At 59.5% G+C, this 14,481-nt stretch carries 18 protein-coding genes and 1 tRNA gene; 11 read left to right on the top strand and 8 right to left on the bottom strand.

The genetic code is table 11. From position 1 onward, the window contains the following. Nucleotides 1-107 precede the first annotated feature (107 nt). Together CPY51_RS31390 and serA are read left to right on the top strand one after the other, a co-directional pair. Nucleotides 108-1,286, top strand: a complete 1,179-nt coding sequence (locus CPY51_RS31390; protein WP_111164273.1) for a phosphoserine transaminase — start codon at nt 108-110, stop codon at nt 1,284-1,286. Between the two features lie 84 nt (nt 1,287-1,370). Further along, entirely contained in the window at nt 1,371-2,966 is a 1,596-nt protein-coding gene (gene serA / locus CPY51_RS31385; RefSeq protein WP_111164272.1) for a phosphoglycerate dehydrogenase, read from the top strand. A 77-nt stretch (nt 2,967-3,043) separates the two neighbouring features. On the opposite strand, the gene CPY51_RS31380 is transcribed toward serA, so the two are convergent. Then, complete coding sequence (locus CPY51_RS31380; protein ID WP_111164331.1) at nt 3,044-4,078, bottom strand: helix-turn-helix domain-containing protein; 1,035 nt, start codon at nt 4,076-4,078, stop codon at nt 3,044-3,046. A 162-nt stretch (nt 4,079-4,240) separates the two neighbouring features. Here CPY51_RS31380 and CPY51_RS31375 point away from each other — a divergent pair, with 162 nt between their 5' ends. After that, nucleotides 4,241-4,948, top strand: coding sequence for a hypothetical protein (locus CPY51_RS31375; RefSeq protein ID WP_111164271.1), 708 nt, complete (start codon nt 4,241-4,243; stop codon nt 4,946-4,948). A gap of 13 nt (nt 4,949-4,961) precedes the next feature. Here the strand turns inward: CPY51_RS31375 and CPY51_RS31370 are convergent, their stop codons facing one another. Further along, complete coding sequence (locus CPY51_RS31370; protein WP_111164270.1) at nt 4,962-5,867, bottom strand: glycosyltransferase family 2 protein; 906 nt, start codon at nt 5,865-5,867, stop codon at nt 4,962-4,964. Between the two features lie 251 nt (nt 5,868-6,118). Here CPY51_RS31370 and CPY51_RS31365 point away from each other — a divergent pair, with 251 nt between their 5' ends. The 6 genes from CPY51_RS31365 to CPY51_RS31340 all read left to right on the top strand — a co-directional run bounded on the left by CPY51_RS31365 (nt 6,119) and on the right by CPY51_RS31340 (nt 10,362). After that, nucleotides 6,119-6,754 (top strand): lysophospholipid acyltransferase family protein, encoded by a 636-nt coding sequence (locus CPY51_RS31365; protein ID WP_111164269.1) that lies wholly within the window; start codon nt 6,119-6,121, stop codon nt 6,752-6,754. A 6-nt stretch (nt 6,755-6,760) separates the two neighbouring features. Continuing rightward, entirely contained in the window at nt 6,761-7,711 is a 951-nt protein-coding gene (locus CPY51_RS31360; protein WP_111164268.1) for a phosphatidate cytidylyltransferase, read from the top strand. After that, nucleotides 7,708-8,097 carry a hypothetical protein gene (locus tag CPY51_RS31355; protein ID WP_111164330.1) on the top strand — a complete coding sequence of 130 codons (390 nt, stop codon included), beginning with the start codon at nt 7,708-7,710 and terminating at the stop codon, nt 8,095-8,097. The genes CPY51_RS31360 and CPY51_RS31355 overlap by 4 nt, the downstream gene beginning before the upstream one ends. A gap of 3 nt (nt 8,098-8,100) precedes the next feature. After that, the gene (locus CPY51_RS31350) at nt 8,101-8,742 is read left to right on the top strand and encodes a CDP-alcohol phosphatidyltransferase family protein (protein WP_111164267.1); all 642 of its coding nucleotides are present in this window, start codon (nt 8,101-8,103) and stop codon (nt 8,740-8,742) included. 192 nt (nt 8,743-8,934) lie between these two features. Beyond that, entirely contained in the window at nt 8,935-10,134 is a 1,200-nt protein-coding gene (mnmA, locus tag CPY51_RS31345; protein WP_111164329.1) for a tRNA 2-thiouridine(34) synthase MnmA, read from the top strand. A gap of 151 nt (nt 10,135-10,285) precedes the next feature. Then, nucleotides 10,286-10,362: transfer RNA gene (locus CPY51_RS31340), tRNA-Met, on the top strand. On the opposite strand, the gene CPY51_RS31335 is transcribed toward CPY51_RS31340, so the two are convergent. The 6 genes from CPY51_RS31335 to CPY51_RS31310 all read right to left on the bottom strand — a co-directional run bounded on the left by CPY51_RS31335 (nt 10,319) and on the right by CPY51_RS31310 (nt 13,963). Then, nucleotides 10,319-11,923, bottom strand: a complete 1,605-nt coding sequence (locus tag CPY51_RS31335) for a recombinase family protein (protein WP_111164328.1) — start codon at nt 11,921-11,923, stop codon at nt 10,319-10,321. The two genes, CPY51_RS31340 and CPY51_RS31335, sit on opposite strands and share 44 nt — an antisense overlap. Before the next feature lie 160 nt (nt 11,924-12,083). Next, nucleotides 12,084-12,413 (bottom strand): hypothetical protein, encoded by a 330-nt coding sequence (locus CPY51_RS31330; RefSeq protein WP_111164266.1) that lies wholly within the window; start codon nt 12,411-12,413, stop codon nt 12,084-12,086. After that, nucleotides 12,407-12,661, bottom strand: a complete 255-nt coding sequence (locus CPY51_RS31325; protein WP_111164265.1) for a hypothetical protein — start codon at nt 12,659-12,661, stop codon at nt 12,407-12,409. The genes CPY51_RS31330 and CPY51_RS31325 overlap by 7 nt, the downstream gene beginning before the upstream one ends. Then, nucleotides 12,658-12,864 carry an RNA polymerase II subunit A C-terminal domain phosphatase SSU72 gene (locus CPY51_RS31320; RefSeq protein ID WP_111164264.1) on the bottom strand — a complete coding sequence of 69 codons (207 nt, stop codon included), beginning with the start codon at nt 12,862-12,864 and terminating at the stop codon, nt 12,658-12,660. The genes CPY51_RS31325 and CPY51_RS31320 overlap by 4 nt, the downstream gene beginning before the upstream one ends. Further along, nucleotides 12,861-13,133 (bottom strand): hypothetical protein, encoded by a 273-nt coding sequence (locus CPY51_RS31315; RefSeq protein WP_111164263.1) that lies wholly within the window; start codon nt 13,131-13,133, stop codon nt 12,861-12,863. Before CPY51_RS31315 ends, CPY51_RS31320 begins: the two co-directional genes overlap by 4 nt. Nucleotides 13,134-13,213: 80 nt before the next feature. Continuing rightward, the gene (locus CPY51_RS31310; RefSeq protein ID WP_111164262.1) at nt 13,214-13,963 is read right to left on the bottom strand and encodes a helix-turn-helix domain-containing protein; all 750 of its coding nucleotides are present in this window, start codon (nt 13,961-13,963) and stop codon (nt 13,214-13,216) included. On the opposite strand from CPY51_RS31310, the gene CPY51_RS34180 reads away from it, so the two are divergent. Together CPY51_RS34180 and CPY51_RS31300 are read left to right on the top strand one after the other, a co-directional pair. Beyond that, the gene (locus tag CPY51_RS34180; protein WP_111164261.1) at nt 13,923-14,255 is read left to right on the top strand and encodes a helix-turn-helix domain-containing protein; all 333 of its coding nucleotides are present in this window, start codon (nt 13,923-13,925) and stop codon (nt 14,253-14,255) included. The genes CPY51_RS31310 and CPY51_RS34180 overlap by 41 nt on opposite strands. Then, nucleotides 14,252-14,479, top strand: a complete 228-nt coding sequence (locus CPY51_RS31300) for a hypothetical protein (protein ID WP_111164260.1) — start codon at nt 14,252-14,254, stop codon at nt 14,477-14,479. The genes CPY51_RS34180 and CPY51_RS31300 overlap by 4 nt, the downstream gene beginning before the upstream one ends. The last annotated feature ends 2 nt before the right edge of the window (nt 14,480-14,481 follow it).

Genomic DNA, 14,481 nt, shown 5'->3' with positions numbered 1-14,481 from the left:
TCTCCGAGCGCGACATTCCCATCTTGACTTCGGCAAAGACGATCTATACCCACGGCGGCGGGACACCCTTCCCCAACGAAGGGCTTTCTATCTGAGAGGATAGCACTATGACGACGCTCGCCAAGCCGGACAACCGTCCGCAAAATACCCATTTTTCTTCTGGCCCATGCTCCAAGCGCCCCGGTTGGTCGCTCGATGCTCTTTCCGACGCGGCCCTTGGCCGTTCGCACCGCGCGAAGGTCGGCAAGAACAAGCTCAAGCAGGCCATCGATCTCACCCGTGAAATTCTGAAAGTGCCCGCGGATTACCGCATCGGCATCGTTCCGGCTTCCGACACCGGTGCCGTCGAGATGGCGCTCTGGTCGCTGCTCGGCGAACGTGGCGTCGACATGCTCTCCTGGGAGAGCTTCGGCGCCGGCTGGGTTACCGATGTCGTCAAGCAGCTCAAGCTGAAGGACGTTCGCAAGCTGGAAGCGCCATACGGCGAACTTCCCGATCTCGCGACCGTTGATTTCGACCGTGACGTGGTCTTCACATGGAACGGCACGACCTCCGGCGTTCGCGTTGCGAACGGCGATTTCATTCCTGATGATCGCAAGGGCCTGACGATCTGCGATGCCACATCGGCCGCTTTCGCCCAGGAACTCGATTTCGCCAAGCTCGACGTCGTCACCTTCTCCTGGCAGAAGGCTCTCGGCGGCGAGGGCGCGCATGGCATGATCATCCTTTCGCCGCGCGCTGTCGAACGGCTCCTGACATATACGCCAGCCTGGCCGCTGCCGAAGATCTTCCGCCTGACATCGGGCGGCAAGCTTTCCGAAGGCATCTTCCAGGGCGAGACGATCAACACGCCGTCGATGCTCTGCGTCGAGGACTATCTCGATGCGCTGCTTTGGGCGAAAAGCCTCGGTGGCCTTGATGCTTTGATCGGCCGTGCGGACGCCAACGCCAAGGTCATCCATGATTTCGTCGATGCGAACGCCTGGATCGCCAATCTCGCCTCGGTTGCGGAAACGCGGTCGAACACCTCTGTGTGCCTGAAGATCGTCGATCCTGAAATCGCTGCTCTTAGCGAGGACGAGCAGGCGAATTTCGCCAAGGGTCTCGTCGCGCTGCTGGAAAAGGAAGGCGTTGCGTTTGACGTCGGCCATTACCGCGACGCGCCGTCCGGCCTCAGAATCTGGGCCGGTGCCACGATCGAGACCACCGACATGCAGAAGCTGATGCCCTGGCTGAACTGGGCCTTCCAGACGCAGAAGGCTACGTTTTCACAAGCGGCCGCCTGATTGATAGCTCCGGCTCCGCCGAAAAGGCGGAGCCCATACGCATCGCACCTTATTCATCGCTGAACCTTTTTTCAGGAGGCCTCCATGGCACCTCGCGTTCTCGTATCCGACGAACTGTCGGAAACCGCCGTCCAGATCTTCCGCGATCGCGGCGTCGAAGTCGATTTCCAGCCGCAACTTGGCAAAGACAAGGACAAGCTGCTGGAAATCATCGGCAATTATGATGGCCTTGCCATCCGGTCGGCCACCAAGGTGACCGAGAAGATCATCGCGGCGGCGACCAACCTCAAGGTGGTCGGTCGCGCCGGCATCGGCGTCGACAATGTCGATATCCCGGCCGCCTCGCGCCGCGGCATTATCGTCATGAACACGCCGTTCGGCAACTCGATCACGACTGCAGAACACGCCATCGCGCTGATGTTCGCCGTCGCTCGCCAGCTTCCTGCCGCCGATACCTCTACGCAGGCCGGCAAGTGGGAGAAGTCGAAGTTCATGGGCGTCGAGATCACCGGCAAGACGCTCGGCGTCATCGGCGCCGGTAACATCGGCTCCATCGTCTGCTCGCGCGCCATCGGCCTGAAGATGCACGTCATTGCCTACGACCCCTTCCTTTCCAAGGAACGGGCCGAGGAAATGGGCGTCACCAAGGTCGAGCTCGAGGAATTGCTGGCCCAGGCCGACTTCATCACGCTACACGTGCCGATGACCGACAAGACCCGTGGCATCCTCAATGCCGAGGCAATCGCCAAGACCAAGCCGGGCGTGCGGATCATCAATTGCGCCCGCGGCGGCCTCGTCGATGAGGCAGCTCTTGCCGACGCCATCCGGTCCGGCCATGTCGCCGGCGCCGCCTTCGATGTGTTCGAGGTGGAGCCCGCCAAGGAGAGCCCGCTGTTCGGTCTTCCGAACGTCGTCTGCACGCCGCATCTCGGTGCTTCGACCACTGAAGCGCAGGAGAATGTCGCCCTGCAGGTCGCCGAACAGATGGCTGACTATCTCGTCAAGGGAGCCGTCTCGAACGCCATCAACATGCCGTCGATCACAGCGGAAGAAGCACCGATCCTGAAGCCGTTCATCCGGCTTGCCGACGTTCTCGGCGCCTTCGTCGGCCAGGTGACCGAGGAGCCGATCAAGGAAATCGAGATCCTCTATGACGGCGTTACCGCCGGTATGAACACCAAGGCGCTGACATCGGCACTGCTGGCCGGCTTGATCCGCAGCCAGGTGTCCGACGTCAACATGGTTTCGGCGCCGATCATGATCAAGGAAAAGGGCATCATCCTTGCCGAGGTCAAGCGTGACAAGACCGGCGTGTTCGACGGCTACATCAAGCTGACCGTCAAGACGGACAACATGACCCGCTCGGTTGCCGGCACCGTGTTCTCCGACGGCAAGCCGCGCTTCATCCAGATCAAGGGCATCAACCTCGACGCCGATGTCGGCAGCCACATGATCTACGTCACCAACACCGACGTTCCCGGCATGATCGGCTTCATCGGCACGACGCTCGGTGCTGCCAACGTCAACATCGCCAACTTCCAGCTCGGCCGCGACAAGCAGGGGGGCGACGCGATCGCTCTGCTCTATGTCGACGGTCCGATCAGCGACGAGGTGCTTGCCAAGCTTACCGCCCACGCGGCGATCCGCCAGGCAAAGCCACTGGCCTTCAACGTCGAATAATTTTCTTCCCAAGGAATGATATAGCCCGGCGCGGGAGACTGCGCCGGGCTTTTTGTTTTGGCGAGATCTCGCGACGATTATTGCGGCTGCGGCTGCACTTGGCTTTGCCGCCAGGCTGTCGGGCTGGTGCCGGTGACGCGGAGGAATTCCCGGTTGAAGTTGGATTTGCTGAGGAAACCAGATTCGAAGACGATCTGGGTGACCGGCTCGTCCGTGGCGGCAAGAAGACGGCAGGCTTCGTCGATGCGGTAATTGTTGACATATTGCGAGACGCTCATGCCATGGATGCGATTGACGGCGTTCGATACGGCGCGTGCCGGGGAATTCAGGCGCCTGGCGATGCGGCCGAGGTTCAGTTCGGCGTCCTTGTAGAGCTGTCTTGCCTGCATGAGCGAGTCCAGCGAAGCTGCGACCTCGGAATCCTGTTGGGTCGCCGCGACGGTCTGCGGGCAGTCGGGCGATGCGTCAACCTGATTGTCCGGGGTCGAGCCGGAGCTTGCCACGGAGGCTGCGGCTCCGAGAACGAACAGCGCCAGTACATTTGCAGCGGCCACGATCTCTCCCGCATGCGCGCCGCTGCCCCAGGCGAAATCGAGACTGATGATCACGTCAATCACTGCCGATCCAATGAGGGCGAATGCGGTGATCTGTAGCGAGCGATAGGAGCGAAGCACCCCGTCGAGGCGGGACGACACCAGGCCGTCCGGGCCGAGGCGTGCCAGCCAGAGGAGGGCCGCGCCATAGCCGAGGAATATAACGATGATCGCCGCACCCATGGCATCCCGCTCGACAAACAGGAGCACGCATACGACGACCATGGGCAGAAAATGGAGCCAGAGCCAAGATCCGGCTCTCGTCACTCGCTCCCGTGCGAGGCTTGAAAAACCGATCCACGTCAACGAAGCGACGAATGGGGCGAGAACCACCTGAAACGGCATCACTTCCCTGAGGCCATAGCCCCAGCGCAGGCCGATCAGGACCGATTGCAAAGCATAGGCTGCGACCAGCAGGGCGAAGATTCGATTTTCGGACCCCTCGCTGCGTCGCGTCATTTGCACGAGGAGGGTGAGGAAGAAGAGTGTCTCGACAAAGGGAAGGGGGATGAAAATCATAATCGGATCGATTTTAGAGCAGACGTTGGCGACGAAAGGACAATGCCCCGGATCGCGATGGCGGTCGACCCGGATCGTAATCGAGGTCTCGCAAGTCGCGAATTTCTCCGAGGTTCCTTTCCGCTGAGCAAACGGCCAGCAGACATTCACGGAGCTGTCCCAATGAACCCTCTATTATTTGCCTTGATCTTTCTTGCAAGCGCGGTTGCGGCGAGCAGCGAGGAAACCGATTTGGAAAATCGGCTGGACCTTTCGAGCGCGACGGCAATCGCCATCACCGGAGAGGCGAGCACCATCGATCTGACGACATTGGAAGATGCACCCTACGTGGCCGCGATCGACAGCCGCCGTTCGGGCTGGTTCTCATTCTGGAATTCGATCTGGTCTTATGACGACTGCCGTTCCTCGAGCAGAATGCGGCTCGACGGCTCGACGTTACGGGTCGATGTCTCGCCGTCCCCCTGGTTCGGCGCATCGGATTGCGTCGTTGCGATCCGTGCGAACATCAAAAAGGAAAGTGCGGTGTCGATCGAGCAAAAGGCTCTGAAGGCGACGCTCTCGGGCAATTTTTCCTCGGTCGACATAGAGAGTGAGGCGGCCGACATCGGCTTTGTCGGCCACGCGAAAAATGTGGACATACGAGGGAAGGCGACCCGGGCAAATCTGGTGTTCGACGCCATCCACCGGGATGAAACGGTCGCCATCGACTCCAAGATGCTCGACGTCTATCTGGGTTTCGGCTCGGCCACTGCAATAAGCTATTTGATCGATGCGAAAGCTTCCTTTGTCGACAATGCCCTGCCAAGCACACCTGGCGCGAAACCCTCGGTAGTCATCAGAGGGGATTTCGTCAGATCGACAATTCGCTGATGCCCTCTTACGGTCAGCTTTTGGGCATCGCTGACCCGATCTCGAGTATCCTTTGCGGCCTCAGGCGGCGAAGCAACAGATCCGAAATGGCAATCAGATTGCCCTTCAGGCGGCCGCGCCTGTCTATAATGGTTTGCGACGCCAGGCTGCCCAGTATGTTGGCGCCGACATTGCATGCCATCAGCCTCAATGCCCATCGGAGGCCGACGGTGCCTTTGCCGACCAGATAGAGCGGATTGGCAACCTGGGAGTAGCCGAAGCGCAGCCCTGAAATGCGACCGGACTTGTGGCCGAGATGCACGCCGCGCAATGCCGGGCAACGGACGATCGTGCCGCGCGCGGGGAGGCGGCGACAAAAGTCGACATCCTCCTGCCAGCCATAAAGCGGCAGGTTTTCATCAAACCGGGCTCCCACGTCCAAAATGGCCGTCATACGAAAGGTCATATTGCAGCCATAGGCGTTGAAGACCGACCGGTGTGGCTCGTTGGCATCGTCACCCACGTCCGCTTCGAGGATGGCGACGGCTTCCGAGACGCTCAGACCGGCGCCGTGGATGCCGTCTGCGAGCACCTTTCCCGTTGCGACGACGATGTCTGAATTATCAGTGAAAAGCCGTTCAGCGCGGGAAAGAAAGCACGTCTTGGGCAGGAAGTCGTCGTCGAAGAAGGATATGAGATCGTAGCCCGCCGCCGCGTCGAGAATAGCATTTCGCTGTGCGCACAGTCCCCTTTCTCCATGAACGAGGTGTACCGGCACACCAAGGTCCAGCGAGAGGCCGATGTCCAAATCGATATCGTCATCGGAGGCTGGGCATAGGTAGATGGCATCCGGGGTGCGGATTTGCCTTGCCAGATAGTCCAGCATCTCGGAGAGAACGGCTCTTCGGCCTGAGGTGGCAATGCCAACAGCGATCTTCATTGATGCAATCCATGAAATTCAAAAAATATCGGGGTTGTCAAAAAGTATGTGTTGGTTTGCAAATATGGGCGACGGCGAGTTCAATGAACGCGAAATGTAACTACGAGACTAAAATGAAAATTGGAGGCGGGATTGGCTGTTGATAAACATACATGTTGTCAGACGTTGCTATCGGCGCTGTCTTCCATCAGTGATATGTAGGCGATGTTCCATAAAATTTCGTTTATCCCGCCTGCGACAGGTACAACGCAATGACGTCCTTCTTCGCAAGACCGGCAGCGGTATTGATTGTGCTATTTGCCCGGGCGATCACGGCTGTGCGCGCGATCTGGCCGGAGGACGGCCTTCCTCGCAACCAGTGCATCTATTTTGCCAATCACTCCAGCCACGGCGACTTCATTCTGGTCTGGGCGGTTCTGCCGCCGCGCTTGAGGCAAAGGGCCAGGCCGGTGGCAGGAGCTGAATATTGGCTGAAGACGGGACTAAACCGCTTTATCGGCCGCGATGTCTTCGATGCCGTGCTGATCGAGCGTGATCGCGACGCGCGCACGAGCGATCCGATCGTACAGATGGCCGATGCGATCGATGGCGGATCGTCGCTGATTCTCTTTCCCGAGGGTACGAGGAACCAGACGGACAAGCCGCTGTTGCCTTTCAAGAGCGGGCTCTACCACCTGGCGAAGGCACGGCCTGAGATCGCGATGGTGCCGGTCTGGATCGACAACCTCAACCGGGTGATGCCGAAGGGCGAGTTCGTGCCGATTCCCCTGATTTGCACGGTGACGTTCGGCAGCGGCTTGCACATCGCGCCCGACGAGAGCAAGGACGAATTCATCGCGCGGTCGGAAGCAGCTCTGCTGGCCCTGTCGCCCAGACATGAGAGGTGATCGGGAATGAATACAGCGCAATCCGATCTCATCTCCCTCGTACTCGGCATCGGCGGTGTGCTGATCCTCGCGTCGGTCATCGGCTATATCCTGCAGCGTCGGCTGTCGCCGGACGGATCGAACGCCGTCGTCGAGAACCTCAATGCCCGGATCAAGGCATGGTGGGTCATGGTCATCCTGATCGGCATCGCCTTTCTCGCCGGCCGAAGCGGCGTCATTATCCTCTTCGGCTTCTGCTCGTTTGCGGCGTTGCGTGAATTCATCACGCTGACCAATACGCGGCGTGCCGATCACTGGGCGCTGGCTGCGGCCTTCTTCGTCGTTCTGCCGATCCAGTATTACCTGGTCTGGATCGAGCGATACGGCATCTATTCGATCTTCATTCCCGTCTATGCCTTTTTGCTGATGCCAATCATCGCAGTGTTGCGCGGCGATACCGAGCGCTTCCTGATCAGGATTGCAGAGGTGCAATGGGCGATGATGATCTGCATCTTTTGCGCCTCCCACGTGCCGGCGCTCCTCAGCCTCGATATTCCCGGCTACCAGGGCCGCAACGTGCTCCTGATTGCCTTCCTGGTTATCGTCGTCCAGCTTAGCGACGTGCTGCAATATGTATGGGGCAAGCTTTTCGGGCGCACCAAGATCGCGCCCAAGCTCTCTCCGTCGAAGACGGTCGAGGGATTTGTCGGCGGCATCGTCAGCGCAACGCTGATCGGCGCTGCGCTGTGGTGGATCACGCCGTTCACGCCTCTCCAGGCAGGCCTCCTTGCCTTCGTCATCGCGCTGATGGGCTTCTTCGGCGGGCTGGTCATGTCGGCGATCAAGCGGGATCGCGGCGTCAAGGATTGGGGACACCTGATCGAGGGGCATGGCGGATTGATCGACAGGATTGATTCCGTTGTGTTTTCGGCGCCAATATTCTTTCATCTGGTTCGGTATTGGTGGTCGTTGTCATGAGGGCGCAGCTCCGTGCCATCGGCTCCAGCAGCATCGTGCATGTGCTCTTTGCATTCCTGGCGATGGGCGGGTGGGCGCTGTTTGCCAACAGCGCGTACCCGATGCCGCGGCCGCTGATATCAGACGTGGTCCAGGGCATGGTCTCGGGCTGTCTGACGCTGTTCCTGAAATCGGCGATCGAGTTCCTGTCCAGGCGCTTCTCCGGCATTGCCGCCTATTGGGCGCCGCCGCTGATTGCCTGCGTTGCGTCGACGGCTGTCCTCGTCGCCATTCATGCGGCCAGCGGGACGCCGGAGATCCTGAAGACCATCGCGGTGCCGCTTCTGGTTTCGACCAGCTATGCAGCGATCTACAATTATTCGATTGCGGGAAAACGAGGACATTAGGACATGGAGAGTACAGGCGATCGCCGGCCGCTGGCCAGCCGCAATACGCGATGGGCGCAGGCGCTGGCAAAGCGCATGGCATCGCTGTCGGTGACGCCGAACCAGATATCGCAGGCGAGCATGGGCGCCGCAGCGCTTGCCGGCGGCGCCTTCGTGCTGGCGGGTCACGGCGAGGGAGCGGCTCGCGTCGTGCTGCTGTTGTGTGCCGCGGCGTTCTGCCAGTTGCGGCTGATGTGCAACCTGCTTGACGGCATGGTGGCGGTCGAAGGCGGCAAGGGCGAGAAGGACGGGCCGTTCTGGAACGAGTTTCCCGATCGCGTCGCCGATCTTCTGATCTTCATCGGCGTCGGTTACGGGATCGGCTCTCCCGGGCTCGGGTGGGCCGCGGCGTCCTTTGCCATCCTCACTGCCTATACCAGAGAGCTTGGCCGGGCTACCGGCCTGCCGAGCAATTTCGCGGGGCCAATGGCGAAACAGCACCGCATGGCGACGATCACGCTTGCGGCGCTGCTCTCGACGCTGGAGCCGCTCTGGAACGGCCGCGACGAGGTGCTGACCATCGCGCTCTGGGTCATCGCCGCCGGCGCGGCTCTGACCGCACTTCGCCGGGCGCGGACCCTCGTTCTCCGTTTGCGGCGGCGCTAGGCCGGCCTTTATCGGTGTGCATGCCATGCTCTTGCGCGCAGGGGCAATCCTTTCTATATCGGTCAGGAATGACGGCTGCGCGCGCTTGATGCCGCCAAAAGGCCGGAAAGCATGGATATGCGCTGGAGTTGCGTCGCAACCGGCGGCAGGACTTATCAGAGAACGCTCCGAAAGATTGGCGGCAGGCAGACCGTGAACACACTGGATTTTGACAAGAGGCCCGAAGATACGCGCGTCGTCGTCGCCATGTCGGGCGGCGTCGACAGCTCTGTTGTCGCCGGCATCCTGAAGCGGCAGGGCTACGACGTTCTCGGCATCACGCTGCAGCTCTACGACCATGGCGCCGCCGTCCATCGCGCCGGGTCCTGTTGCGCCGGGCAGGATATCGACGACGCACGCCGCGTCTGCGAAACGCTCGGCATTCCGCATTACGTGCTCGACTACGAGAAGCGCTTCCGCGACACGGTGATCAATCCGTTCATGGACAGCTATGTTGCCGGCGAGACGCCGATCCCCTGCGTCTCCTGCAACCAGACCGTCAAGTTCGCCGATCTCTTGGCGACGGCCAAGGAACTCGGCGCCGACGCGCTGGCGACCGGCCACTACATCCGCTCGCGGCCAAACCCGACATCCGACAATCCCGGTCGTCGCGCGCTCTATCGGCCGGCTGATGCCGATCGCGACCAGAGCTATTTCCTGTTTGCGACCACGCAGGAGCAGATCGACTACCTGCGCTTTCCGCTTGGCGGCCTGCCGAAGTCGGAGACGAGGGCGCTTGCCGAAGACATGGGCCTCGTCGTCGCCAAGAAGGCCGACAGCCAGGACATCTGTTTCGTGCCGCAGGGCAAGTATTCCGACATCATCAACAAGCTGAAGCCGAACGCGGCGCTGGCCGGCGACATCGTCCATCTCGACGGCCGCGTTCTCGGCAGCCATGACGGCATCCTGCACTACACGATCGGCCAGAGGCGCGGCATCGGCATCGCAACCGGCGAGCCGCTCTATGTGGTCTTCCTCGACGCGCGCTCGCGTCGCGTCATCGTCGGCCCGAAGGAGGCGCTCGAGACGCATCGCGTCTATCTGCGCGACGTCAACTGGCTCGGCGACGAGGCCCTGGCGATCTCGGCCGCGGGCGAGGGCTTTGCCTGCTACGCCAAGGTCCGCTCCACTCGCCAGCCGGCGCCGGCAATCCTGCATGTGGACGCGACCGGCACCTATGTCGATCTGACGATCGGCGAGGCCGGCGTTGCCCCCGGCCAGGCCTGCGCGCTCTATTCCGCACCCGGCGACGACGCCCGCGTCTATGGCGGCGGCTTCATCGAGCGCTCGGAGCGCGAGCCCTACGCAGAAGCCTCGTTGAAGGCCCTGCTACAGCAGCCTGTTGCCGCCTGAACAGGGGCTGTGGCAGGCAGACGACAAGCCTCAGGGAAAGCAGCGATTTTTGTCGCTCATGCGCTTGACACTGAAGGGAGCGCAGTTTTATAAGCCGCTCATCCAAACGGACCTTCGCTTCAGATTTCTCAAGCATCTGCAAGGTTTTCGTGGCGGGGTAGCTCAGGTGGTTAGAGCAGCGGAATCATAATCCGCGTGTCGGGGGTTCGAGTCCCTCTCCCGCTACCATTAAAACAGCCGACAGTTCTGGGCTGACCAAACTGGCCAAAAATCCATTGATTTCTATCTTGTAGCCCTCGCCAGCCAAACGTGGCGCGACGACGACCGAAGCGATCACACGCCGGAAAGCCATTGCCAGTTCCAGAGATGGCTCTGCGTCCTTTTTTGAGAGCGTCTCGGCCAAGCTTTCGATATCCTGCCTGAACAGCGCAACGGCCTTTGGTTTGATCTCCAGGACGTTGTTCAATGGCGGCTCGGCCGATAGCTCGCGTTTGCATCGGTCGCGCTCGAGCCTCAATCCGGGCAAGATGGCCGCTGCGTCGTCGTCCTCGATCAATCCTTTGGATAGCTTCTCGACGATCCGCGTGATGGCCTCGATCGCGTCAGCATGTGCCTTCTCCAGCGCCGCGCGCCCCCTACGCCGTTCGATCTCGACCCGACGACGCTCGGCTTGGTATTCCTGGACATAGGCATCGATAATCGCAGTATCCGCGAACTGCATGCGCAGGGTGTCCACTACCCGCCGTTCGATCTTCTCGACGTAATAGCGGCCCCTGTTCGAGCAGCTTCCCGATTCCTTGTGGTTGCTGCAGACGACACGCGGTCCACTTCGATCTGATCCGACGATCGACAATCCTCCCCCGCATTGCCCGCATTTCAGCAGGCCCGAGAGCAGGCGCTTGTTTTTCGGCGTCGTGTGCGAATGCTTGCCGCCGGTCGCTTCCTTGCGCCTCTGCACGGCCTCAAATAGCTCGTCACTCAGGATGCGCAGATGCGGGGCGGCAATTTCCTCGTGTTCGGACTCCGGATTGATCCGGGATATCCTTTTTCCGGTCGAAGGGTCTTTGACCATCCGAACGCGGTTCCAGATCAGCCGGCCGGCATAGAGCGGATTGCGGAGTATTCCGTTGCCACGCTGGCCGTTGCCATTGATCGTCGAGCTGTTCCAATGGATGCCGCGCGGGGCGGGGACGCCTTCTGCGTTCAAAGCTGATGCTATCGACCGCGGCGCAACACCGCCGGCATACATGTCGAAGATCCTGCGAACCACGGCGGCCTCTGCTTCGACAATTTCCAGCTCTCCAGGCTTCCCCAGCACCGGACGATATCCGTACGCCTTGCCGCCAGCGTTGCGCCCAGAGCGGATTACGCCGACCATCCCCCGCTTTACCTTCTTGGCCCCTTCCTCGCGCTGCATCTGCCCCATGACGCCATGCATGCCGATCTGCAGGGTATCCATTGCCCCGCCGTTGACGCAGTTCATTTCCACGCCTCGAAACCTGAGGTTCTTGTGGATGTGGGCAAGGTCGGCGATGTCACGGGAAATTCGGTCTGGGGCCTCAGAGATCAAGAAATCGAAATCTCCCGCCTCGCTCGCCGCCATCAAGTTGGTCAGGCCCGGCCGGCCGAACAGCGAGGCACCCGACTTGGCGCGGTCGAAATACTTTCCAACGACAAGAAGGCCAAGCCTTTCGGCATGGCCTTCGCAAAGTCGAATTTGATCCTCGACGGACTGGTCGTTCTGCAAATCCGTCGAATATCTCGCGTAGATTACCGCGCGATTTGTCATTTTTGGGTACCGCCGCAGTCCTTGGAATTTCCATTGGCCGATTCTTTGGGGACAGCGTCAAGTCGCGCTCGGCGCCTTGCGAGGGCGCGGATGAAGGCAAGAACTTCGTCCGAGGGTGCGGTTGCCGTTGTTCCGATTGATTTATCGGGGGATTTTCCGATCACCGGCTTTCCCCACTTTCCACATACTTATCCACACTGCTTCCAGTGAGCATTGACTGCAGGAAGAACGTCAGCGTGAATACATGCTCCCCGTCGACGACGCGAGCGCAGGTCCGCAAACTGTCGAAGGCACTATCGTCGCCAAGCAAGAATTGTGCTTTCGTCCGCACATCCTCCATCGTCTCGCATGGATAGTAGAGGATCTTGTCTTCCGCCTCCTCGTAGGCATCCCATTCAGGGCTGTGGCCGGCCGTTTGGCAGTCAGCGTCGAACCGGGCTTCCCAGATGCGCTGCGCCTCAAAATAGGCTTCGATGAGTTGTGTCAGCATTTTGAAGCTCCCGACTTCATGGAGTTGAAGTGACCGAGGGTCTCGGCGAGCTGCCTTTCCGTTAGTTCGACCATATCGCGGGCGATCCAGAGCAAAGAGCCGACACGATCAAGTTCTAAGTTGTGGCCCTTGTCGGCGCCGCGGCTCATGCCAATCACCTTGCTTGTGATCTCATCGATGAGATGCGAGAGGTGCGTGATATCGCTGTGGATGTCGTCGACGGTAATTTTGTGCTCGGTCGGTCTCATTCCATGTCCTCCACCACGGCTTCAAGAATCTCGCGAGCGGCCAAGAGCCGTTTGTCGATAATGTCGGCGACAGCCTGGATGGCTGACATCTTGTCGCGGTCCTGAATATCGGAGGCGGCCATGTAAATTGCCTCATTGAGGTTCTTGGCATCGCTCATGAGGTCCTGCGCATCAAGGACGCGCGAGCTGAGGGCCTTCGTCATCGGATCGCCTCCAGAAATGCGTCATGGACCTGGTTCAGGAAACCCTGTGTCTGGTAGATCGAGAAAATGATGTCTTCAACCTGCGGTTTGGTCAGGTAATAATGGGAGGGATGCCCGTACTCGGTCATATCCACCAACAGAGCCTCTTCGGTGAGGCTCAACAAGATCGAAGTCATGCGGCGCGCATGATCGATCGGCGCTTCAAACAGATCGGCTATTGTCTTGGTTTCAGGCATGGCTTCGCCAGCGGCCGGAATCGTGTTCGGCATTGTCGTTGCTCCATCGGTTAAGATGGAATTAACATATTCGTATTCGAATTATTTGCAAGAGCTAAATTCGATTTCGAATATTAAAAGAGTGAACGGGCGGGCGCCGTGCTGGGTTCATACATGACAGCTACCAAAATTCCCTCCAAAGTTATGCCTCCTTCAGGCGAAACCCCATCTTCAGTCAGAAGCACCGGAAGATTTGAATCCTTCGTTTGTCGGTCAAGCGGCCACAGCCACCAACCTCGGCGCGGACTGCCATGAATCTCCTCAATAGACATGCGGACGGTCTCGTCTCGTGCAACGGTACGAGTTAGCACCCTGTGGTGGCGACCAACCTGGGTGCGCGTCTCAAGGATACGTCCGCTAACCTCGAGTTCGAAAACACCAATGAATGAGCGAGGCAGATCCGGATACTTCCCTTCAACGATCCACGCCTCTAAGCGGGACTCGGCGAACCTTCCATCCAGGTAAAGCATCAACGTCCTGGGGTCACTAGCATTGAATGGCTCATATGGGAGCCCGTCCATCAATCTGCCTCGGAGAGGGACTTCATAGAAGTGACTAAAGCGGCGCGCTTCTAAGGAGTTGTCGGCGGCTTCAGACAACGCGTCGTTTTCTTCTGGCTGAGCCACACCTGAAAGAACTTTGATTCTCTCTACCGTCTCGGCGCGGGGGCTTTCTTTGCCAGCCTCCCATTTGGAGACGCTTCCTTGCGATACGCCAAGCGCCTCGGCCAAATCTTTCTGGCTCATCTTCAGTTTGCGCCTGGCTTTTACGATGTACTGAGAAATGTTCACGCGCTTTGCCTCATCTTTTTCGATGTGGCTCATTCTAATTCGAATGTCCTACTTGTCTATTAATTCGTTTACGCATAATATTCGAATTATGCGATCCATATCATTCATACGAACCCGAGTTTTCAATCAGACCCAGGCCTCCTTCGCGAAGCTTGCGGGTGTGACACAAGGCACAGTGTCAAAATGGGAGGCAGGCACCCTGGCTCCCTCACAGGCAGAAATGGTCAGAGTGCGTACTGCGGCCATCCGGCTGGCTATACCATGGGACGACGAATGGTTCTTCGTGGTGCCGAAATGGGCTGCTGACGCGGAGGCCTCGGCATGATGCCTACCCAGCAAGAACAGTCGGCGGCGTTCGAAGAATACGCCAATCGACGTCGCAAAGCCGACGCCAGTCTTTCAATCGACGACGGTCGCCTGGCCGCTGAAGCCTGGATCATCTTTCTAAACCTGTATCTCCCCGATCACCAGAAAATGCCTGTGCGGCGCCGGGCCGACAATGTTGCAATTTTCCCGTTTCACAGAATCAGCAGTCCAGGTCGGTTCTAAGA

The organism is Arminella tubonensis (genome assembly GCF_003240585.1).
GTDB lineage: Bacteria > Pseudomonadota > Alphaproteobacteria > Rhizobiales > Rhizobiaceae > Rhizobium > Rhizobium tubonense.
Note: the sequence above shows the minus strand (reverse complement) of the source record. Positions and strands in the feature narration are given on the sequence as shown.